This window comes from Ideonella sp., assembly GCF_041287625.1.
GTDB lineage: Bacteria > Pseudomonadota > Gammaproteobacteria > Burkholderiales > Burkholderiaceae_C > Ideonella.
The window spans coordinates 176,011-197,029 of sequence record NZ_JBGGNH010000052.1 but is presented as its reverse complement, the minus strand read 5'-3'; the positions used below and the strand labels follow the sequence as shown (position 1 = coordinate 197,029).

General features: G+C 65.3%; 23 protein-coding genes and 1 tRNA gene. 2 read left to right on the top strand and 22 right to left on the bottom strand.

Annotated features, from left to right (window positions below; translation table 11 throughout):
* Positions 1 to 25: 25 nt before the first annotated feature.
* From nuoK to rpsO, 17 genes are all read right to left on the bottom strand, one after another.
* Positions 26 to 340: an NADH-quinone oxidoreductase subunit NuoK gene (nuoK, locus tag ACAH41_RS19995; protein WP_141285363.1), complete on the bottom strand. Its 315-nt coding sequence runs from the start codon at positions 338 to 340 to the stop codon at positions 26 to 28.
* Positions 337 to 975: an NADH-quinone oxidoreductase subunit J gene (locus tag ACAH41_RS19990; protein WP_325655543.1), complete on the bottom strand. Its 639-nt coding sequence runs from the start codon at positions 973 to 975 to the stop codon at positions 337 to 339. The genes nuoK and ACAH41_RS19990 overlap by 4 nt, the downstream gene beginning before the upstream one ends.
* Positions 976 to 1,035: 60 nt before the next feature.
* Entirely contained in the window at positions 1,036 to 1,533 is a 498-nt protein-coding gene (nuoI, locus tag ACAH41_RS19985) for an NADH-quinone oxidoreductase subunit NuoI (protein WP_325655542.1), read from the bottom strand.
* A gap of 15 nt (positions 1,534 to 1,548) precedes the next feature.
* Positions 1,549 to 2,604: an NADH-quinone oxidoreductase subunit NuoH gene (gene nuoH, locus ACAH41_RS19980; protein ID WP_141285357.1), complete on the bottom strand. Its 1,056-nt coding sequence runs from the start codon at positions 2,602 to 2,604 to the stop codon at positions 1,549 to 1,551.
* A 23-nt stretch (positions 2,605 to 2,627) separates the two neighbouring features.
* Positions 2,628 to 4,943 (bottom strand): NADH-quinone oxidoreductase subunit NuoG, encoded by a 2,316-nt coding sequence (gene nuoG, locus ACAH41_RS19975; protein WP_370538431.1) that lies wholly within the window; start codon positions 4,941 to 4,943, stop codon positions 2,628 to 2,630.
* Positions 4,944 to 4,959: 16 nt separating this feature from the next.
* Entirely contained in the window at positions 4,960 to 6,306 is a 1,347-nt protein-coding gene (nuoF, locus tag ACAH41_RS19970; RefSeq protein WP_325651535.1) for an NADH-quinone oxidoreductase subunit NuoF, read from the bottom strand.
* A gap of 3 nt (positions 6,307 to 6,309) precedes the next feature.
* A complete protein-coding gene (nuoE, locus tag ACAH41_RS19965) occupies positions 6,310 to 6,843 on the bottom strand; it encodes an NADH-quinone oxidoreductase subunit NuoE (protein WP_370538430.1) in 534 nt (177 codons plus the stop codon).
* Positions 6,840 to 8,093 (bottom strand): NADH-quinone oxidoreductase subunit D, encoded by a 1,254-nt coding sequence (locus ACAH41_RS19960; RefSeq protein WP_325651536.1) that lies wholly within the window; start codon positions 8,091 to 8,093, stop codon positions 6,840 to 6,842. The genes nuoE and ACAH41_RS19960 overlap by 4 nt, the downstream gene beginning before the upstream one ends.
* Positions 8,094 to 8,106: 13 nt before the next feature.
* On the bottom strand, positions 8,107 to 8,706 hold the full coding sequence (locus ACAH41_RS19955; RefSeq protein ID WP_325651537.1) for an NADH-quinone oxidoreductase subunit C: 600 nt from the start codon (positions 8,704 to 8,706) through the stop codon (positions 8,107 to 8,109).
* A gap of 21 nt (positions 8,707 to 8,727) precedes the next feature.
* Positions 8,728 to 9,204: an NADH-quinone oxidoreductase subunit B family protein gene (locus tag ACAH41_RS19950; protein WP_325651539.1), complete on the bottom strand. Its 477-nt coding sequence runs from the start codon at positions 9,202 to 9,204 to the stop codon at positions 8,728 to 8,730.
* A 75-nt stretch (positions 9,205 to 9,279) separates the two neighbouring features.
* On the bottom strand, positions 9,280 to 9,639 hold the full coding sequence (locus ACAH41_RS19945; protein WP_325651541.1) for an NADH-quinone oxidoreductase subunit A: 360 nt from the start codon (positions 9,637 to 9,639) through the stop codon (positions 9,280 to 9,282).
* A gap of 169 nt (positions 9,640 to 9,808) precedes the next feature.
* A tRNA-Leu gene (locus ACAH41_RS19940) sits at positions 9,809 to 9,893 on the bottom strand.
* A 278-nt stretch (positions 9,894 to 10,171) separates the two neighbouring features.
* A complete protein-coding gene (secG, locus tag ACAH41_RS19935) occupies positions 10,172 to 10,561 on the bottom strand; it encodes a preprotein translocase subunit SecG (RefSeq protein WP_325651543.1) in 390 nt (129 codons plus the stop codon).
* A gap of 59 nt (positions 10,562 to 10,620) precedes the next feature.
* Entirely contained in the window at positions 10,621 to 11,361 is a 741-nt protein-coding gene (tpiA, locus tag ACAH41_RS19930) for a triose-phosphate isomerase (protein WP_325651545.1), read from the bottom strand.
* Positions 11,362 to 11,400: 39 nt separating this feature from the next.
* The gene (locus ACAH41_RS19925; protein ID WP_325651547.1) at positions 11,401 to 12,393 is read right to left on the bottom strand and encodes an NAD(P)H-quinone oxidoreductase; all 993 of its coding nucleotides are present in this window, start codon (positions 12,391 to 12,393) and stop codon (positions 11,401 to 11,403) included.
* 10 nt (positions 12,394 to 12,403) lie between these two features.
* Entirely contained in the window at positions 12,404 to 14,683 is a 2,280-nt protein-coding gene (gene pnp / locus ACAH41_RS19920) for a polyribonucleotide nucleotidyltransferase (RefSeq protein WP_325651549.1), read from the bottom strand.
* 212 nt (positions 14,684 to 14,895) lie between these two features.
* Positions 14,896 to 15,165 (bottom strand): 30S ribosomal protein S15, encoded by a 270-nt coding sequence (rpsO, locus tag ACAH41_RS19915; RefSeq protein ID WP_325651551.1) that lies wholly within the window; start codon positions 15,163 to 15,165, stop codon positions 14,896 to 14,898.
* Positions 15,166 to 15,628: 463 nt separating this feature from the next.
* Here rpsO and ACAH41_RS19910 point away from each other — a divergent pair, with 463 nt between their 5' ends.
* A complete protein-coding gene (locus tag ACAH41_RS19910; RefSeq protein WP_325651553.1) occupies positions 15,629 to 16,078 on the top strand; it encodes an Hsp20/alpha crystallin family protein in 450 nt (149 codons plus the stop codon).
* Positions 16,079 to 16,089: 11 nt separating this feature from the next.
* Here the strand turns inward: ACAH41_RS19910 and tsaD are convergent, their stop codons facing one another.
* Positions 16,090 to 17,127 carry a tRNA (adenosine(37)-N6)-threonylcarbamoyltransferase complex transferase subunit TsaD gene (gene tsaD / locus ACAH41_RS19905; RefSeq protein ID WP_325651555.1) on the bottom strand — a complete coding sequence of 346 codons (1,038 nt, stop codon included), beginning with the start codon at positions 17,125 to 17,127 and terminating at the stop codon, positions 16,090 to 16,092.
* On the opposite strand from tsaD, the gene ACAH41_RS19900 reads away from it, so the two are divergent.
* Positions 17,114 to 17,539, top strand: coding sequence for a hypothetical protein (locus ACAH41_RS19900; protein ID WP_325651933.1), 426 nt, complete (start codon positions 17,114 to 17,116; stop codon positions 17,537 to 17,539). The two genes, tsaD and ACAH41_RS19900, sit on opposite strands and share 14 nt — an antisense overlap.
* Positions 17,540 to 17,672: 133 nt before the next feature.
* On the opposite strand, the gene fdx is transcribed toward ACAH41_RS19900, so the two are convergent.
* The 4 genes from fdx to iscA form a co-directional block, all read right to left on the bottom strand.
* A complete protein-coding gene (gene fdx, locus ACAH41_RS19895) occupies positions 17,673 to 18,011 on the bottom strand; it encodes an ISC system 2Fe-2S type ferredoxin (RefSeq protein WP_141284680.1) in 339 nt (112 codons plus the stop codon).
* Positions 18,012 to 18,054: 43 nt separating this feature from the next.
* Positions 18,055 to 19,914 carry a Fe-S protein assembly chaperone HscA gene (gene hscA / locus ACAH41_RS19890; protein WP_325651557.1) on the bottom strand — a complete coding sequence of 620 codons (1,860 nt, stop codon included), beginning with the start codon at positions 19,912 to 19,914 and terminating at the stop codon, positions 18,055 to 18,057.
* Between the two features lie 27 nt (positions 19,915 to 19,941).
* Complete coding sequence (hscB, locus tag ACAH41_RS19885; RefSeq protein WP_325651559.1) at positions 19,942 to 20,460, bottom strand: Fe-S protein assembly co-chaperone HscB; 519 nt, start codon at positions 20,458 to 20,460, stop codon at positions 19,942 to 19,944.
* 235 nt (positions 20,461 to 20,695) lie between these two features.
* Positions 20,696 to 21,019, bottom strand: coding sequence for an iron-sulfur cluster assembly protein IscA (gene iscA / locus ACAH41_RS19880; protein WP_325651560.1), 324 nt, complete (start codon positions 21,017 to 21,019; stop codon positions 20,696 to 20,698).

Below are 21,019 nucleotides of genomic sequence, written 5' to 3'. Positions count from 1 at the left end.
GTTCTTCTGGACTCCGTGGTGCGACTCAACCCTTCAGGGTGTCCAGTTCGTCCACCGCGATGGTGGAGCGGTTGCGGAACAGCACGACCAGGATGGCCAGGCCGATGGCCGACTCGGCCGCCGCGACAGTGAGGATGAAGAACACGAACACCTGGCCGTCCATGTTGCCGAGGTAGTGCGAGAAGGCGACGAAGTTCATGTTCACCGCCAGCAGCATCAGCTCGATGGCCATCAGCAGCACGATCAGGTTGCGGCGGTTCATGAAGATGCCGACGACCGACAGCGCGAACAGGAAGCCGCCCAGCGTCAAGTAGTGGTACAGCGTGATGCCGGCGCTCATGCCTTGTCTCCTTCAGGCGTCTTCGGAACCGAAGGCGCTTCGATCACCGGGTCCATCTTGACGATGCGGAAGCGGTCGGCCGCCTTGGCGCGCACCTGCTCCGACGGGTTCTGCGAGCGGCTGTCCTTGCGCTGGCGCATGGTCAGCGCAATGGCGGCGATCATGGCCACCAGCAGCAGCACTGCGGCGACCTGCAGCGGGTAGAGGTACTGGGTGTAGATCTCGACGCCCAACGCGCGGGTGTTGCCCAGCTTCATCACGGCTTCCGGCATGGCCCTGGCGGCCGGCAGGTTGAAGCCGCTCTTCATCACCAGGTACATCTCGAGCGCGATCAGCACGCCGACAAAACCGGCCAGCGGGAAGTGGCTCCAGAAGCCTTCTCGCAACTTGTCGGTGCTGATGTCCAGCATCATCACCACGAAGAGGAACAGCACCATCACGGCGCCGACGTAGACCAGCACCAGCGTGATGGCCAGGAACTCGGCGCGCAGCAGCATCCACACGCACGAGGCGTTGAAGAAGGCCAGCACCAGGTAGAGCGCGGAATGCACGGTGCTGCGTGCGGTGATGACCATGAAGGCCGACACCAGCAGCACGGCTGAGAAGAGGTAGAACAGGGCGGAGGTGGTGTTCATGTTGTTGCGCGCCGGAAGGGCACGCCGAACCCGCTGGCCGGCAGGAACCGGCCGCGTGGTTCAGCGGTACTTGGCGTCGGCCTCCTTGTTGGCGGCGATCTCTTTTTCGTAGCGGTCGCCCACGGCCAGCAGCATGTCCTTGGTGAAGTACAGGTCGCCGCGCTTTTCGCCGTGGTATTCGAAAATGTGGGTCTCAACGATCGAGTCCACCGGGCAGCTCTCTTCGCAGAAGCCGCAGAAAATGCACTTGGTCAGGTCGATGTCGTAGCGCGTGGTGCGGCGGCTGCCGTCGTCCCGCACGTCGGACTCGATGGTGATGGCCAGCGCAGGGCAGACGGCTTCGCAGAGCTTGCAGGCAATGCAGCGCTCTTCGCCGTTCTCATAGCGGCGCAGCGCATGCAGGCCGCGGAAACGCGGCGAAGCCGGCGTCTTTTCCTCTGGGAACTGGATGGTGATGTTGCGCGAGAAGAAGTGCCGGCCGGTGACGGCCAAGCCCTTCCACAACTCCAGCAGCAGGAAGCTGGTGAAGAGGTCCTTGATGGCAGCAAAAGTAGACATGTGTGCTCGCTCCCCTTATGGCCAGATGTTCAGCGGCGACTGGATCCACAGACCCACGACGACCAGCCACACCAGCGTGACAGGGATGAAGATCTTCCAGCCCAGACGCATGATCTGGTCGTAGCGGAAGCGCGGGAAAGTGGAGCGGACCCAGAGGAACATCGTGACGACCACGAAGACCTTCACGGCCAGCCAGCCCCAGCCGTTCGGCAGGAAGCTCACCGGGCTCAGCCAGCCGCCAAGGAACAGCAGCACGGTCAGCATCGAGACCAGGATCATGTTCGCGTATTCCGCCAGGAAGAACATCGCGAACGACATGCCGGAGTATTCGATCATGTGGCCGGCAACAATTTCCGACTCGCCTTCGACCACGTCGAACGGGTGGCGGTTGGTCTCGGCCAGGCCGGAGATGAAGTACACGAAGAACACCGGCAGCAGCGGCAGCCAGTTCCACGACAGGAAGCCGACACCCATGTCCGCCATGCGGCCACGGCCCTGCTGCATCACGATGTCGGTCATGTTCAGGCTGCCCGACACCATCAGCACGATGACCAGCGCAAAGCCCATCGCGATTTCGTAGGACACCATCTGCGCCGACGCGCGCAGCGCACCGAGGAAGGCGTACTTCGAGTTCGAAGCCCAGCCGGCGATGATCACGCCATAGACTTCCATCGAGGTGATGGCCATCAGGAACAGCAGGCCGGCGTTGACGTCTGCCAGCACCACTTCAGGGCCGAACGGCACGACAGCCCATGCGGCCAGCGCCGGCATGATGGTCATGATGGGGCCGATGAAGAACAGGCCCTTGCTGGCCGCCGTCGGGCGGATGATTTCCTTGAAGATCAGCTTGACCGCATCGGCAATCGGCGTGAGCAGGCCGAACGGGCCCACGCGGTTCGGGCCTGGACGGATCTGGGTCCAGCCGATGGCCTTGCGCTCCCACAGCGTCAGGTAGGCGACGCAGCCGAGCAGCGGCAGCATCACCACGATGATCTTGATCAGGGACCAGACGATGGGCCAGAGCACGCCGCCCATCAGCGCCAGTCCGGCTTGGTTGAAGTTGTCGATCATGAGCGTTGGTTCCTGCGTGGCTTTCAGGCCGCGGCGACCGTGAGGGAGCCGAACATCGCGCCGAGGCCGGCCGTGTCCGGATGGCCTGCCGGCACGCGCACCGTGCCCGCGGCGAGGCTGGCATCCAGCTTGGCGGGCAGCAGCACCGAGGCGCCGCCCTGCGTCACGCGCACCTTGGCACCGTCGCGCAGGCCGAGCTCGGCCCACAGCACGGCTGGCAGGCTGGCAACCGGCGGCTTCGCGTCAGCCGTCAGCTGCAACGACGAAGCGCGGCGCACCAGGCTGTCGATGCTGTAGATCGGCACGTCGGCCAGGCGCTGCAGGCCGGACGCGGCAGGCGCGAGGGGTGTGGCGGAAGCCTTGCTGGCGTTGGACAGGCGCTCGGCCAGCGAAGCCACCGTGCCCAGCGCTTCATTGCGCACTTCTTCGACCGTCTCCTGCGAGAAGCCGTCCAGGCCCAGCAGGCTGCCCAGCACGCGCAGCACCTTCCAGCCCGGCCTGCTGTCACCCAGCGACTTCACCACACCGTGGAAGGCCTGCAGGCGGCCTTCGGCATTGACGTAGCTGCCAGCGGTTTCGGTGAATGGCGCGATCGGCAGCAGCACGTCGGCGTTGTCGACCGCAGCGTCCTTGAACGGCGTCAGCGCGACGACCAGGCCGGAGGCCTGCATCGCAGCGCGGGCGGCGGCGGCATCCGCCGCGTCCAGCACCGGCTCGACATTCAGCAGCAGCAGCGCCTTCATCGGTTGCGACAGCATCTGGCCGGCGTTCAGGCCGCCGTTGCGCGGCATCGCGCCCACCAGTTGCGCGCCGACGCTGTTCGCGGCTTCGCCCAGGTAGCCGACGCTGGCGCCCGTCTGCGTGGCAATCCAGTTGGCCAGCGACAGCAGCGTCGCGGCCTGCGGATGCTGCGCGGCGGCGTTGCCCAGCAGGATGGCTTTTTGCGACCCGGTCAGCAGTGCTTGCGCGATGGCTTCGGCTTCGGCCGAGACCATTGCGTTGGCCGGTGCCGTCACGCCATTCGCACTGGCGACGTAGCCGGCGATGTCGGCCAGCGACTGGGCCCAGGCGTCCGGCGCGGCGGTCAGGCAGCCAGCCAGTGCCAGCGCCCAGTCGTCTTGCACGGCGTTCAGGCTGAAGACCTGGGCGCCGCGGCGCGCAGCTTGGCGGATGCGCTGCGCGAACAGCGGATGGTCCTTGCGCAGGAACGAGCCGACGACCAGCACGCGGTCCAGCGAAGACAGCGAGGCGATCGAGGCGCCAAGCCAGCGCGCGCCCTCGCCTGCCGTGAAGTCGGCGTGGCGCAGGCGGTGGTCGACGTTGTCGCTGCCCAGGCCGCGGACCAGCTTGGCCAGCAGGTGCAGTTCCTCGACGGTGCTGTGGGCCGAGCCCAGCGCGCCGATGCCGGCAACGCCGAACTCACCCTTCACGCGCTTCAGGCCGTCGGCCACATAACCCAGTGCGGTGTTCCAGTCGACGCTGACCCACTCGCCGCCTTGCTTGATCATCGGCGTGGTCAGGCGCGACGGGCTGTTGACGGCCTCGTAGCTGAAGCGGTCGCGGTCGGCGATCCAGCATTCGTTGACGTCGTCGTTCTCCAGCGGCACGACGCGCAGCACCTGGTGGTTCTTGACCTGGACGATCAGGTTCGCACCGGTGGAGTCATGCGGGCTGACGCTCTTGCGGCGCGACAGTTCCCAGGTCCGGGCGCTGTAGCGGAAAGGCTTGCTGGTCAGCGCGCCGACCGGGCAGATGTCGATCATGTTGCCCGACAGCTCGGAGTCGATGGTCTGGCCGACGAAGGTCGTGATTTCCGAATGTTCGCCGCGGTGCTGCATGCCCAGCTCCATCACGCCGGCCACCTCCTGGCCAAAGCGCACGCAGCGCGTGCAGTGGATGCAGCGGCTCATCTCCTGCATCGAGACCAGCGGGCCCACGTCCTTCGGGAAGACCACGCGCTTTTCTTCCTCGTAGCGCGAAGAAGAGCCGCCGTAGCCGACGGCCAGGTCCTGCAGCTGGCATTCGCCGCCCTGGTCGCAGATGGGGCAGTCCAGCGGATGGTTGATCAGCAGGAACTCCATCACCGAGCGCTGGGCCTTCAGGGCCTTGTCGCTCTTGGTGCGGACGATCATGCCCTGCGTGACCGGCGTGGCGCAGGCCGGCATCGGCTTGGGCGCCTTCTCCACGTCCACCAGGCACATGCGGCAGTTGGCCGCGATGGACAATTTCTTGTGGTAGCAGAAGTGCGGGATGTAGGTGCCGGCAGCATCGGCTGCATGCATCACCATGCTGCCTTCCGGCACCGAGACCTTCTTGCCGTCGAGTTCGATTTCGAGCATGTTGGGTTTGCCCCGGTCAGACGTAGGACGGGACCGTGCAGGTCTTGTGGTCAACGTGGTGGACGAATTCGTCCCGGAAGTGCTTGAGCATGCCGCGCACCGGCATGGCGGCCGCATCGCCGAGCGCGCAAATGGTGCGGCCCATGATGTTCTCGGCCACGTTGTCCAGCAGCGCCAGGTCGTCGGCCCTGCCCTCGCCGTGCTCCACGCGGTGGACCAGGCGGTGCAGCCAGCCCGTGCCTTCGCGGCACGGCGTGCACTGGCCGCAGGATTCATGGGCGTAGAAGTAGGCCAGGCGTTCCAGGCTCTTGACCATGCAGCGGGTTTCGTCCATCACGATCACGGCCCCCGAGCCCAGCATCGAGCCAGCCTTGGCGATGGAGTCATAGTCCATCGTGCATTCCATCATGATGTGGGCCGGCAGCACCGGGGCCGACGATCCACCGGGGATCACGGCCTTGAGCTTCTTGCCGCCCTTGACGCCACCGGCGAGCTCCAGCAGCTTGGAGAACGGCGTGCCCATCGGGATCTCGTAGTTGCCGGGACGTTCCACGTCGCCGACCATTGAGTAGATCTTGGTGCCGCCGTTGTTCGGCTTGCCGCATTCGAGGTAGGCCTGGCCGCCATTGCGGATGATCCAGGGCACCGCCGCGAAGGTCTCAGTGTTGTTGATCGTGGTCGGCTTGCCGTACAGGCCGAAACTGGCCGGGAACGGTGGCTTGAAGCGCGGCTGGCCCTTCTTGCCTTCGAGCGACTCCAGCAGCGCGGTTTCCTCGCCGCAGATGTAGGCACCAAAACCATGGAAGGCATGCAGTTGGAAGCTGTGCTTGCTGCCCAGGATGTTGTCGCCCAGCAGGCCGGCAGCGCGGGCCTCTTCCAGCGCGGCTTCGAAGCGGTCGTAGACCTCGAAGATCTCGCCGTGGATGTAGTTGTAGCCCACCGAGATGCCCATCGCGTAGGCGGCGATCGCCATGCCTTCGATGACGATGTGGGGGTTGTACATCAGGATGTCGCGGTCCTTGCAGGTCCCCGGCTCGCCCTCGTCGGAGTTGCAGACCAAGTACTTCTGGCCCGGGAACGCGCGAGGCATGAAACTCCACTTCAGGCCGGTCGGGAAACCCGCGCCGCCACGGCCGCGCAGGCCGGAACCCTTGACCTCGGCGATCACCTGGTCCTGGGTCATTGGCTCGCCGCCGTCCACGCCAAGGATCTTGCGCAGGGCCTGGTAGCCGCCGCGCGCCTGGTAGTCGGCCAGGCCCCAGTTGCTGCCGTTCAGGCCGGCATAGATCTGGGCGCCGATGTGGCGGTCATGGAAGCAGGTGGCGTTGCCGGTGGTCTGGAAACGGGAAAGATCGAGTGCCATGGTTCAGGCCGCCTTTCCAGCTTCGGTGCGCATCATTGCAACCATCTCGTCGAGCTTGTCGTTGCTCATGTAGCTCAGCATCTGCCGGTCGTTGACCAGCATCACCGGCGCGTCGGCGCAGGCGCCAAGGCATTCGCACTTGGCCACGGTGAACAGGCCGTCGGCGGTGGTGCCACCGTCCTCGACGTTCAGCGACTTGCACAGGTGCTCCAACGCGCCCTGGCCGTTGCGCAGTTGGCACGGCAGGTTGGTGCAGACGTTCAGCTTGAACTTCCCCACCGGCTGCTGGTTGTACATGTTGTAGAAGGTCGTGACCTCGTGCACCGCCATGGCAGGCATGCCCAGGTAGACAGCGATCGCCGCCTCGGCCTCGGTCGAAACCCAGCCCTGTTCCTGCTGCACGATGGACAGGCAGGCCATCACGGCCGACTGCGCCTGCTCCTTCGGGTACTTCGCGACTTCACGCGCAAATCGCGCCCGCGTCGCTTCGCTCAGCGAAGCCGCAGGCGTCTGGTGGGTGACGGTGTCAGTCATCATCGATCGATCTCGCCAAACACGATGTCCATGGTGCCGATCACGGCGACGGCGTCGGCAATCATGTGGCCACGGGCCATTTCGTCCAGCGCCGCCAGGTGCGGGAAACCGGGCGCGCGAATCTTCAGGCGGTACGGCTTGTTGGCGCCGTCGCTCACCAGGTAGATGCCGAACTCGCCCTTGGGGTGCTCCACCGCCGCATAGGCTTCGCCTTCGGGCACGTGGAAGCCTTCGGTGAACAGCTTGAAGTGGTGGATCAACTCCTCCATGCTGGACTTCATGTCCAGGCGAGAAGGCGGCGCCACCTTGTGGTTGTCGGTGATGACAGGGCCAGGGTTCCTGCGCAACCATTCCACGCACTGCTGGATGATGCGGTTGGACTGGCGCATCTCCGCCACGCGCACCAGGTAGCGGTCGTAGGTGTCGCCATTGACGCCGATGGGGATGTCGAAATCCATCTTGGCGTAGACGTCGTACGGCTGCTTCTTGCGAAGGTCCCAGGCAATGCCGGAGCCACGCAGCATCGGACCGGAGAAGCCCAGGTTCATTGCGCGCTCGGGCGTGACGATGCCAATGCCGACCGTGCGTTGCTTCCAGATCCGGTTGTCGGTCAGCAGGGTCTCGTAGTCGTCGACGTTCTTCGGGAAGCGCCTGCAGAAGTCGTCGATGAAGTCGAGCAGCGAGCCTTGACGGTTCTCGTTCAGCGCCTTGATGGCACGCTCGTTCTTGATCTTGCTGACCTTGTACTGCGGCATGCTGTCCGGCAGGTCACGGTAGACGCCGCCCGGCCGGTAGTACGCCGCGTGCATGCGGGCGCCGGAGACGGCCTCGTACATGTCGAACAGATCTTCCCGCTCGCGGAAGCAGTAGATCAGCATGTTCATCGCACCGCAGTCCATGCCGTGCGCACCCAGCCACATCAGGTGGTTCAGCAACCGCGTGATCTCGTCGAACATCACGCGGATGTACTGCGCGCGGACCGGCACGGCTATGCCCATCAGCTTCTCGATGGCCAGGCAATACGCATGCTCGTTGGCCATCATCGAGACGTAGTCCAGCCGGTCCATGTAGGGCAGCGACTGGATGAAGGTCTTGGTCTCGGCCAGCTTCTCGGTGGCGCGATGCAGCAGGCCGATGTGCGGGTCGGCGCGCTGGATGACTTCGCCGTCCAGCTCCAGCACCAGGCGCAGCACCCCGTGCGCGGACGGGTGCTGCGGACCGAAGTTCAGGGTGTAGTTCTTGATTTCTGCCATGACGTTCCCGGACTCAGTGCAGGCCGCCGTAGTTGTCTTCACGGATCACGCGCGGCGTGATCTCGCGCGGCTCGATCGTGACCGGCTGGTAGATCACGCGGCGGCTCTCGGCGTCGTAGCGCATCTCGACATGGCCCGACACCGGGAAGTCCTTGCGCATCGGGTGGCCGATGAAGCCGTAGTCGGTCAGGATGCGGCGCAGGTCGTCGTGGCCTTCGTAGATGATCCCGTACATGTCGAAGGACTCGCGCTCGAACCAGTTGGCCGAGTTCCACACTGGCGTCAACGAAGCCACCACCGGCACGTCGTCGTCAGGCGCATAGACCTTCAGGCGCAAACGCCAGTTCAGCGTGACCGACAGCAGGTGCGAGACGGTGCAGTAGCGCAGGCCGTCCCAGGGCATGTCCTTGTACGAGGACATGTCCAGGCCGCACAGGTCGATGAGTTGTTCGAACTTCAGCTGCGGATGGTCGCGCAGCGTGGTGGCCACGTCGGCGTAGTCGGCCGCCTTGACGGTGAGGGTGAGTTCGCCGCGCTCGCGCTGGAGGCGCACGATGCGCTCGCCCAGCACCGATTCCAGCGCCGCTTGCAGGGTATCGAGTTTCTGCGTCATGGGATGCCTTGCCTGCTGCCTTCAGCGGGCGATGGTGTTTTCGCGGCGGATCTTGGCCTGCAGTTGCAGGATGCCGTAGAGCAGCGCCTCGGCCGTGGGCGGACAGCCCGGCACGTAGACGTCGACCGGCACGATGCGATCGCAGCCGCGCACCACCGAATAGCTGTAGTGGTAATAGCCGCCGCCGTTGGCGCAGGAGCCCATCGAGAGCACCCAGCGTGGTTCGGCCATCTGGTCGTAGACCTTGCGCAGCGCTGGCGCCATCTTGTTGCACAGCGTGCCGGCCACGATCATCAGGTCGGACTGGCGCGGACTGGGCCGGAACAGCATGCCGAAGCGGTCGATGTCGTAACGGGCGGCGCCAGCGTGCATCATCTCCACCGCACAGCAGGCCAGACCAAAGGTCATCGGCCACAAGGAACCGGTCTTGGACCAGTTGATGAGGGTGTCCACCTGAGTGGTGACAAAGCCCTCTTTGAAAACGCCTTCAATACCCATGCTTGTGTGCCTCTCGCAGCGAGGTCAGCGGCGCCACGCGCCCTGCCCCAAATAACTGGCCAGGGGTGATGCCCCTCATTCCCAATCGAGGGCGCCTTTTTTCCATTCGTAGGCAAAGCCCACCACCAGGATGGCCAGGAAGACCATCATGGCCCAGAAGCCTGACGCGCCGATGTCACGCAGCGACACCGCCCACGGAAACAGGAAGGCAATTTCCAGGTCGAAAAGAATGAAGAGGATGGCCACCAGGTAGTAGCGCACATCGAACTTCATGCGGGCGTCTTCGAAGGCTTCGAAGCCGCACTCGTAGGGCGAGTTTTTCTCCGCGTCCGGGCGATTGGGCCCGAGGAGGAAGCCGAGCAGCTGCGGCGCAACGCCGACGCCGACGCCGACCAGAATGAAAAGGATGACGGGCAAATACGGTTGCAGGTCCATGGTCGGCGGGTTCCCAGCAGTCATCAAAAGTCTCATCCGGCAACAAAAAAGCGCGCCGCCCTCACCCTCTGGAGAACCAGAAAGCAGAACCTGACGCGCCCAGTTTGTCCCCTGTTTTAGCAGGGCGCCCGGCAAGGCGCCGGATGAAGGCCTTGCCGAAAAAACTTCTTGGTGCCGACGGCGAGACTCGAACTCGCACAGCTTTCGCCACTACCCCCTCAAGATAGCGTGTCTACCAATTTCACCACGTCGGCACATCTTGTTCGTCACCGCGGCACCCAACAGCCAGTCAACTGTCTGTTGCGCACCACCGGCAGCTTTCGGACTTGCTCACCCGGCCTTTCCAGGCCAGGCGCTGCTTGTCCGGCAGCTCTGAAACTTCTTCTGAACTCGGCTCACGGAACAGGAAACACGGGTTCTCGGAGGGCCAGGTTCATTGGTCACTGCGCGTGAGGAATAGCGCCCTGACCAGCCTTGGATTCTAGCCCGAAATAAAAGGGCTTCCTAGGGTTTTTGCCTGCTTCGCACCAAGTCAGTTCGCGCCACTGGCGGGCATGCTGGCCGGCGCCACCGCGGCGGGCACACTCGCAGAAGATTCACCGGTTGGAATCTGCGGTGCACTCGGCGCAGCTGGCGCGGCGCGCTCCAGCACACTGGTGCCTTCGGTGGGGGCGGCACGGCCCACGCTGTTGGACATGAAGGCCAGGCCCAGCGTGGCAACAAAGAAGACCGAGGCGCAGACCGCCGTGGTGCGCGACAGGAAGTTCGCGCTGCCAGTGGCGCCGAACAGGCTGCCGGACGCGCCGGAGCCGAACGACGCGCCCATGTCGGCACCCTTGCCGTGCTGCACCAGCACCAGACCGATCATCACGATGGCCGCAACCATCTGCAACACCACCAACAGGTTCAACCAGATATGCATTTGGGAAAAACTCCAGGAATGACTTGAATCTTCTTGGCGGGGGCCGGACTTGCGCCGGATCAGCCCGCCGCTCGACAAATGGCCACGAAGTCGGATGCCTTCAGCGCCGCGCCGCCAATCAGCCCGCCATCGATGTCCGGCTGGCCGAACAAGGTGCTGGCGTTGTCCGGCTTGACGCTGCCGCCATACAGCAGCGTCATGGTGTCGCCATGGGCCGTGGCCGCCTGCAACTGGGCACGCAGCAGTGCGTGCACCGCTTGCGCCTGCTCCGGCGAGGCGGTCCGGCCGGTGCCGATCGCCCACACAGGCTCGTAGGCCACGACCATCTCGCCGGCGCAGTGGCCCAGCGTGTGGATCACGGCCGACAACTGGCGCTTGACCACCGCATCGGTTTCGCCAGCCTCGCGCTGCGCCAGCGTTTCGCCCACGCAGACGATGGGCGTGATGCCATGCGCCAGCGCTGCCTTGGCCTTGTCGGCCACCAACTGATCGCTTTCGGCGTGGTAGCCGCGGCGCTCGGAGTGGCCAACGATCACGTAGCGGCAACCAAACTCGCGCAGCATGGGTGCCGACACCTCACCAGTGTAGGCGCCCTGCGCATGCGCCGAGCAGTCCTGCGCGCCCCAGCGAAGGTCGCTGGCGGCCAGCGTCACTGCGGTTTCGGACAGGTACGGAAACGGCACGCAGACCGCCAGGTCGCAGCCAAACGGCCGGGCGGCAGTGATGCCTGCCAGCAGCTCGGCGTTGGCCTGGTGGCTGCCGTGCATCTTCCAGTTGCCCACCACGAGTTTGCGTCGCATTGTGTGTTCGTCTTTCAGTTGCTCAGGGACAGACCGCCCTCAGGCCGACCAGTCCAACACGATCTTGCCCACGTGCTGACCAGACTCCATCAGCGCGTGCGCCGCAGCCGCCTGGGCTGCCGGAAACACTTTTTCGATCACGGGTCGAACATGCCCCGCCTCGATCAGTGGCCAAACGCGTTCGCGCAGCGCCGCCGCAATGCGGCCCTTGAAGGCCACCGAGCGCGGCCGCAGCGTCGAGCCGGTGATGGTCAGGCGCCGGCTCAGCAAGGCGCCAGCATTGAACTCGGCCTTCACACCACCCTGCACAGCGATGATCGCAATGCGACCATCGTCGGCCAGGCAGCTGATCTCTCGCGCCACGTAGTCGCCCGCCACCATGTCCAGCACCACGTCGACGCCACGGCCGTCGGTCAAGCGCCGCGCCTCGGCCGCGAAGTCAGCCGTGCGGTAGTTGATCGCATGGTCGGCACCGAGCTCCAGGCACGCAGCGCACTTCTCGTCGCTGCCGGCCGTTGCCAGCACGGTCGAACCCATGGCCTTGGCCAGCTGGATCGCCGTCACGCCAATGCCGCTCGTGCCGCCCTGCACCAGCAGGCTTTCACCTGGTTGCAAACCGGCCCGGTCGAACACGTTGGCCCAGACGGTGAAGAAGGTCTCGGGCAGCGTGGCCGCCTCGATGTCGCCCAGGCCGGCCGGGACAGGCAGGCACTGCACGATGGGCGCCACGCACAGCTCGGCATAACCACCACCCGCCACCAGCGCGCAGACCCGGTCGCCCAGGTGCCAGCCAGCAGCGGCCAGTTCGGCAGCGTCGCCGCCGACGATGGTGCCCGCGATCTCCAGGCCCGGCAGGTCGGACGCACCTGCAGGCGGCGCATAGGCGCCCTTGCGTTGCAGCACGTCCGGCCGGTTGATGCCCGATGCGCTGACGCGCACAAGCAATTCACCAGCCGCCGGCTGCGGGTCGACACGCGTGGTCTCGACCAACACTTCCGGGCCGCCGAAGCCCTGGATCGCAATGGCGCGCATCAGCCTTGGCTTACTGCTGTTGCTGCTGTTGTTGCTGGGCCTCGCCCTCGCCGCCTTCGGCGGGCACGGCATCCGGGCGCTGCTCGGCGCGCTCGCGGCGCGGACGGTCAGGCCGGTCGCCACGGTCGCTGCGCGGCGGGCGGTCACCGTATTCACGGCGCGGTGCACGTTCGAAGCGCTCCTCTTCCATGCCTTCCGGACGCTCCTGCAGCGCCTTCATCGACAGCTTGATGCGACCCTTCTCGTCGGTCTCCAGCACCTTGACCTTGACCACCTGGCCTTCGGTCAGGAAGTCGGTGACCTTCTCGACGCGCTGGTGCGCGATCTGGCTGATGTGCAGCAGGCCGTCCTTGCCGGGCAGGATGTTGATCAGCGCGCCGAAGTCGAGGATCTTGGTGACCGCGCCTTCGTAGACCTTGCCGATTTCGGCTTCGGCCGTGATCTCTTCGATGCGCTTCTTGGCGAAGGCCGCCTTGTCGCCATCGGTCGAGGCGATGGTGATGGTGCCGTCTTCCTCGATGCTGATCTGGCAGCCGGTCTCTTCGGTCAGCGCACGGATGGTGGCGCCGCCCTTGCCGATCACGTCACGGATCTTCTCCGGATTGATCTTCATCGTGTACAGGCGCGGCGCGAATTCCGACAGTTCGGTCTTGGCGCTGCCCATGGCTTCGACCATCTTGCCCAGGATGTGCATGCGAGCTTCCTTGGCCTGGGCCAATGCCACCTGCATGATTTCCTTGGTGATGCCCTGGATCTTGATGTCCATCTGCAGCGCGGTGACGCCGGTGGTCGTGCCGGCCACCTTGAAGTCCATGTCGCCGAGATGATCCTCATCGCCCAGGATGTCGGTCAGCACCGCGAAGCGGCTGCCGTCCTTGATCAGGCCCATCGCGATGCCGGCCACGTGCGCCTTCAGCGGCACGCCAGCGTCCATCATCGACAGGCAGCCGCCGCAGACCGAAGCCATCGACGACGAGCCGTTGGACTCGGTGATTTCCGAGACCACGCGGATGGTGTACGGGAAGTCTTCCTTGTTCGGCAGCACAGCAACCAGGGCGCGCTTGGCCAGACGGCCGTGGCCGATCTCGCGGCGCTTCGGGCTGCCGACGCGACCGGTTTCGCCAGTGGCGAACGGCGGCATGTTGTAGTGCAGCATGAAGCGTTCGCTGTACTCGCCAGCCAGCGCATCGATGGTCTGCGAATCGCGTTCGGTGCCCAGCGTGGCTGCGACCAGCGCCTGGGTTTCACCCCGGGTGAACAGCGCAGAGCCGTGCACGCGCGGCAGCACGCTGTTGCGGATCTCGATGGCGCGCACGGTGCGGGTGTCGCGACCGTCGATGCGGGGCTCGCCGGCCAGGATCTGGCCGCGCACGATGCGGGCTTCGATCTCGAACAGCAGGCCTTCGACTTCGACCTTGTCGAACTCCAGGCCTTCGGCCTTCAGCGAAGCCAGCACGTTGCTGGTGACGTCGCGGCAAGCCTGGGTGCGGGCCTGCTTGGAGCGGATCTGGTAGGCCGCGCGCAGCGGGCCTTCGGCCAGTTCGTTGATCTTGGCGATGAACGGCTCGTTCTTCGCCGGGGCTTGCCAGTTCCACACCGGCTTGCCGGCTTCGCGCACCAGCGCGTGGATGGCGTTGATCGCGACCTGGCTTTGCTCGTGGCCGAACACCACGGCGCCCAGCATCACGTCTTCGGCCAGTTGGTCGGCTTCGGACTCGACCATCAGCACGGCGGCTTCGGTGCCCGCGACGACCAGGTCCATCTTGGACTCGGTCAGCTGGGTCTGACCCGGGTTCAGCACGTATTCGCCGTTGATGTAGCCCACGCGCGCAGCGCCGATCGGGCCATTGAACGGGATGCCGGAGATCGACAGCGCGGCGCTGGTGGCGATCAGCGCGGCAATGTCGGCCTGGACTTCAGGGTTCAGGCTCAGCACATGGATGACGACCTGGACTTCGTTGAAGAAGCCTTCCGGGAACAGCGGGCGGATCGGACGGTCGATCAGGCGGCTGGTCAGGGTTTCGAGTTCGCTCGGACGGCCTTCGCGCTTGAAGAAGCTGCCCGGGATCTTGCCGGCGGCATAGGTCTTCTCGATGTAATCGACGGTCAGCGGGAAGAAATCCTGGCCCGGCTTCGGATCGTTCTTGGCCACCACGGTGGCGAGCACCACGGTGTCTTCGATGTTGACCAGCACGGCGCCGGTGGACTGGCGGGCGACTTCACCGGTTTCCATGATGACCTGGTGTTGGCCCCACTGGAAGGTCTTGGTGACTTTGTTGAACAGACTCATGTTATTGGTCTCCTTGGGAGGGACGAGCGCACTTTCGGCGGCACTTTTGGACCGGGAGTCAGACGGCTTCGGGCGGGATGCCATTCCAACGGGCGGCGGACTGCAGCCGCCTGTTGGAATGACACAGCAATGCCCCGATTCCGGTTGGCTCCAAAAACAAAGAGCCTGTGCTGGCGATGGTTCCAGACAGGCTCTTGGTCACTGATGGGAGATTACTTGCGCAGGCCCAGCTTCTGGATCAGCGCGGTGTAACGGTCGGCGTCCTTGGCCTTCAGGTAGGCCAGCAGGCTCTTGCGCGAATTGACCATCTTCAGCAGGCCGCGGCGGCCATGATGGTCCTTCGCGTGGGTCTTGAAGTGGGGAGTCAGCTCGTTGATGCGAGCGGTCAGCAGGGCCACCTGGACTTCAGGCGAGCCGGTGTCGGCTGGGCCGCGAGCGTGTGCCTGGACGATGTCAGACTTCTTCATTTCAGCCACGGACATGGCGATTTCCTTTGTTTTGGAATGCCGCCGCTGCCTTCGATCAATCACGAAGCAGACCAACGGTTTCCGGTTTTGACTTGCGGTCGCGGGTGAAACCGACCCACGCCGTGCGATGCATCCACCAGCCCGGCAAGCGATGAACAAGCGCCCGAAAGCCTTGCTCGCCAGTTGCCATAAAAGGCGGAAGCCAAAGATTATAGCCCGAAACGATTTCCCGCCCGCTGCCCCGCGGCGAGTGCGCCTGGACTTGCCTGCCTGTACCAGGCGCCCACGGCGCGCCCAATCGGTCCACGGTGGCGCCGCAGGACCCCGTTTCAAGCCGCTTTGCGGCATATTTTTGCCAGGCCATCCAAGCCCTTGAAATGCATTCGGCCGCTGCCAACTGCAGCCACAAGGGACGTGAGCCCGCCGATTCCCGGCGCAGCCAGACAGCCCGAATTCATTGACCTCTCAGGAGTTTCCCATGCTGCTCGTTCCGCTGACCCGCACCACTACCCGCACCTCGCCTCTGAGCCGCGGCATTGACCGCGTGGTCGATGACACCTTGAACCGCCTGCTGGGCGTGACGACACAAAACCAGGACAGCACCCTCAGCCCAGCGCTGGACGTGAGCGAATCCGACAAGGCCTACAGCGTGCAGTTGGACCTGCCGGGCGTGCGCAAGGAAGACATCAAGATTGCAGTCGAAGGCCGCCGCGTGCGCATCGAAGCGCCGCTGCCGGCCGCGCCTGCGGCCGAAGAAGGTGTGCGCGTGATCTACCGCGAACGCACCCTGGCCAACTTCGCCCGCAGTTTCGTGCTGCCGGTCGAGATCGACCAGGCCAGTTCGCAAGCCAAGCTGGAAGCCGGCGTGCTGACCTTGACGCTGCAAAAGCGCCAACCGACCGAAGCCTCGCAGCTGACCGTCAACTGAGTTGATGCGCCTCAGGCCGCGCCCAGTTCCCAGCGCGGCCTGACCTCGAAGCGATAGTCGCAAGTGGGCCGGGCCAGCCCGGCCTGCAGGCGCATCGCCGCGGCCATTGCGATCATCGCGCCGTTGTCTGTGCAGAGCTCCAATTCTGGGTAGTGCATGCGCAAGCCGCGGTGCCGGGCCGCGGCATTCAGATCCCGCCGCAGACGCGAATTGGCGCCCACGCCGCCCGCCACCACCAAGCGCTGCAGCCCGCTTTCCTTGAGCGCGCGCAGCGACTTGCGTACCAGCACCTCGACGATGGCGGCTTCGGTGCTGGCCGCCAGATCCGCCTTTTGCTGCTCGGTAGGCGCAGGCCCCAGCTTGCGCAGCGCAATCATCACCGCGGTTTTCAGACCGGCAAACGAAAAATCCAGGTTGGGCTGATGCAGCAAGGGCCGTGGCAGTTCGAATGCCTGGTCGTTGCCTTGTTGCGCGAGCCGAGACAAGGCCGGCCCTCCGGGATAACCCAGGCCCAGCAGCTTTGCGGATTTGTCAAAAGCCTCTCCGGCGGCGTCGTCGATGGTTTCGCCCAGCAAAGCATATTGGCCAACGCCATCCACCCGCATCAGCTGCGTATGGCCGCCTGAGACCAGCAGTGCCACAAAAGGAAATTCCGGCGGATCGGCCGAGAGGAACGGCGACAGCAAGTGGCCTTCCAGGTGATGCACGCCCAACGTCGGCTTGCCAAGCGCCGCGCCCAACGCGCTGGCCACCCCGGCCCCGACCAGCAGCGCGCCCGCGAGGCCCGGCCCTTGTGTGTACGCGACCAGATCCACCTCGGCAAGATCGGCTCCCGCCTTTTCCAGCACCTCGCGCGCCAACGGCAAGGCTCGCCGCACATGGTCGCGCGACGCCAATTCCGGCACCACGCCGCCATAGGCCTGGTGCATCTGGACCTGGCTGAACAAGGCATGCGATCGCAGCACCGGCACCTGCCCCGGCGCGAATGTCACCAGGGCGACACCAGTTTCGTCGCAAGAGGATTCAAAGCCCAAAATGGTCGTCGACACGGTAGTTCTCACTCTAGACAGGAAATTTTTTCCGATCAGCCATTGCAGGACTGTGCATTTTCACGAACTTTGTGGAGAATGGCCCAGCCGCACCACAAGCGGGCAAGTTTTCGCAGATTCAAAAACGAAAGTCGTTGGGGCCATGAAGGAATACAAGCTCGTCGCTTGGCCGGATCTGCCGGCCGAATTTCGCAGAACTGCTTACCGCCGCATGGTGAGCGAGTTGTCGCAGCGCCATGTGACCGAACCGCACCTGCAGAAGTGCAGTGGCGTGTCGACCACGGAAGTGCGAAACCTGCTGCAGTACCTGCACTCCCGCGAATTGCTGGAAGACCGGGAAGCCGAGCCACCCAAGCCCAGCCGCTGGAAAGTCAGCTGGCCCTTCCACATCGGGCACAGCCGCGTCGGCTGAGGACTTTGGCCGAAGGGCATGACGCCCTGCCCCGCCAGCATCCTCGTTGATTCGAACCGCTCAACCGCCGTGGCCGCGCTGGCGCAATGCCGGCATTCGCGGCGACTGAAGCGCTGCCACCACGCCCGTCGGCTCAGTGCCGTTCGCGTGCATGGTTGATCGTGTACTTCGGAATCTCGATCGTCACGTCTTCCTTGGCCAGCATCGCCTGACAGGACAGGCGTGAGGTCGGCTGCAGGCCCCAGGCCTTGTCCAGCAGGTCCTCCTCGATCTCATCAATCTCGCCCAGCGAGTTGAAACCCTGTTTCACGACCACGTGACAGGTGGTGCAGGCGGCGCTCATCTCGCAGGCGTGCTCGATCTCGATGTCATGGTCCAGCAGCGCCTCGCAGATCGAGGTGCCTTCGGGCGCGGTGATCTCGGCGCCCTGCGGGCACAGCTCGGCATGAGGAAGAATGCGGATGATGGGCATGGTGTCTTGAAAGTATTCAGGCGTTGGCGCAGCGCCGCGGCGCTCAGAGCGTGTCCAGGCTGCGGCCGGTCAACGCGGCCTGGATGCCGCGGTTCATGCGGGCGGCGGCAAAAGCTTCGGTGCCTTCGGCCAGTGCCTCGACGGCCTGGGTGATGCGGTCGGCATCGTCGCCAGCGGCGATTTCGGCCAAAGCGGCCAGCAGCCGCTGCAGCTCGGCGCCTTCGGCCTGGCTCAGCAGGTCGCCATCAGCCGCCACTGCGGCCAGCGTGGCCAGGCGCATGCGCTCGGCCTCGACCTTGGCCTCGCGCAGCGCACGGGCGCGCATGTCGGTCTCGGCGCTGGCAAAACCATCCTGCAACATCTGCGCGATCTGATCGTCGGCCAAGCCATAGCTCGGCTTGACCTGCACCGAGGCCTCGACGCCGGACATGAGCTCCTTCGCGCTGACGCCCAGCAGCCCGTCGGCATCGACCTGGAAAGTCACGCGGATGCGCGCGGCCCCGGCCACCATCGGTGGAATGCCACGCAATTCGAAGCGGGCCAGCGAGCGGCATTCGGAGACCAGCTCACGCTCGCCCTGCACCACGTGCAGCGCCATCGCGGTCTGGCCGTCCTTGAAGGTGGTGAAGTCCTGCGCCTTGGCCACGGGGATGGTGGTGTTGCGCTCGATGATGCGCTCGGCCAGGCCACCCATGGTTTCCAGACCCAGCGACAGCGGGATCACGTCCAGCAGCAGCAACTCGTCGCCGTCACGCGCATTGCCGGCCAGCGCATTGGCCTGGATCGCAGCGCCCAGCGCCACCACTTCGTCAGGGTTCAGGTCGACCAGCGGCGGGCGGCCGAAATGTGCGCCCACGGCCTCACGCACCGCCGGCATGCGCGTGGCGCCACCGACCAGCACAACGCCTTGCACCTCATCGCGGCCCAGCTTCGCGTCGCGCAGCACCTTGCGCACGGCAGACAAGGTGCGGTCCAGCAGCGGCTTGGTCAGCGCCTCGAACTGCTCGCGGCTCAGCGGCAACACCCGCTCGGTGCCAGACAGCACGACCCGCAGCGTGGTCTCGGCCGCATCGGTCAGCGCTTCCTTGGCCACGCGTGCCGCCACCAGCAGGCTGCGCTTGTCCTGCGCGCTGGAAAGCGTCAGGCCCGCCTCGCTGACAGCCCAGTCGGCAATCGCATGATCGAAGTCGTCGCCGCCCAGCGCGGCGTCGCCACCGGTGCCGACCACTTCGAAAACGCCGCGCGTCAGGCGCAGCAGCGAGATGTCGAACGTGCCACCACCCAGGTCATAGACGGCGTACAGGCCCTCGCTGCCGTGGTCCAACCCGTAGGCGACCGCAGCCGCGGTGGGCTCGTTGATCAGGCGCAGCACGTTCAGGCCCGCAAGCTGTGCGGCGTCCTTGGTCGCCTGGCGCTGGGCATCGTCGAAATACGCCGGCACGGTGATCACGGCGCCAAACACATCGTCGTTGAAGGTGTCTTCGGCGCGGAAGCGCAGCGTGGCCAGGATCTCGGCCGACACTTCCACCGGTGTCTTTGCGCCCTGCCGCGTCTGGATCGCCACCATGCCGGGCTGGTCGATGAACTGGTAGGGCAGCCGGCTGTGGCCAGCCACGTCGGCCAGCTTGCGGCCCATCAGGCGCTTGACCGAGACGATGGTGTTTTCCGGGTCTTCGGCTGAAGCGGCCGCGGCGTCCACGCCGATCTGGCGGCCGTTGCCTTCCAGGTAGCGCACGACCGACGGCAGCATGGTGCGCCCCTGCACGTCCGGCAGGCATTCGGCCACGCCATGGCGCAGCGCGGCGACCAGCGAATTGGTGGTGCCCAGGTCAATGCCCACCGCGATGCGGCGCTGGTGCGGGTCCGGCGCCTGGCCGGGTTCGGAGATCTGGAGCAGAGCCATGAGCGGTACAGCGAAAAGTCAGGGAAGTCAGCGGTCGTGCGCGTCCAGCCGGCGCGCCAGGTCGGCGCGGAAGCGGTTCACGAACATCAGCGCACGCACCTGGCGGGCGGCTTCGGGGGCGTCGTTGGCCTCGTCCAGCAGGCGGCCGATGTCGGCCTGCAGGCGGCGCTCGTCGCCGGCCACCTCGTCGTCCAGCGACTGCACGGCGGCGGCGTCCGGCGCATCGTCCAGCGCCTCGCGCCAGGCCATCTGCTGCATCAGGAAACCGGTGGGCATGGCGGTGTTGCTCTCGGCCTCGATGGCCGCGCCGCGCAGCTCGCACAGGTATTGCGCACGGGCCAGCGGGTCCTTCAGGCGACGGTAGGCTTCGTTGATGCGCACCGACCATTGCATCGCGACGCGCTGCGCAGCGGCGCCTTCGGCGGCAAAACGGTCGGGGTGCACGCGACCCTGCAGCTCACGCCAGCGCTGGTCCAGCGCGGCACGGTCCAGCGCGAAGCGGGCCGGCAGGCCGAAGAGTGTGAAATCGTCGTCCTGCAGGTTCATGGCGCAAAGGCCGGCTGGATTTCACCGCAGAGGCGCGTGCCGCTGCCCTGGCGACCAAGAAGGGCTTCGGGGCGAATGCTCACGGGCGAGGCGTGGGTCATGTCAAACAACGGATGGGAGGAAAGAGGCGCTTCAAAAAACCAAGAGCGCGGCCAGGGGCTCCGCGCTCAGGATTGCCAGCTTTCAAAGCCGGCGGATTTTCGTCGCAACGCAGGCCGGTTGGCCCGCATGCACTTCAAACCCGGAAGGACTCTCCGCAGCCGCAGCGGTCTTTCTCGCGCGGGTTGTGGAACTTGAAGCCTTCGTTCAGGCCTTCGCGCACGAAATCCAGCTCGGTCCCGTCCAGGTAAGGGAGGCTTTTCGGGTCGATCAGCACCTTCACGCCATGGTCCTCGAAGATCACGTCTTCCGGAGTGATGTCGTCGGCGTATTCCAGCTTGTAAGCCAGGCCGGAGCAGCCGGTGGTCTTCACGCCCAGGCGCACGCCCACGCCCTTGCCACGGCGCGCCAGGTAGCGCGTCACATGGCGCGCTGCGGCCTCGCTGAGGGTCACCGCCAT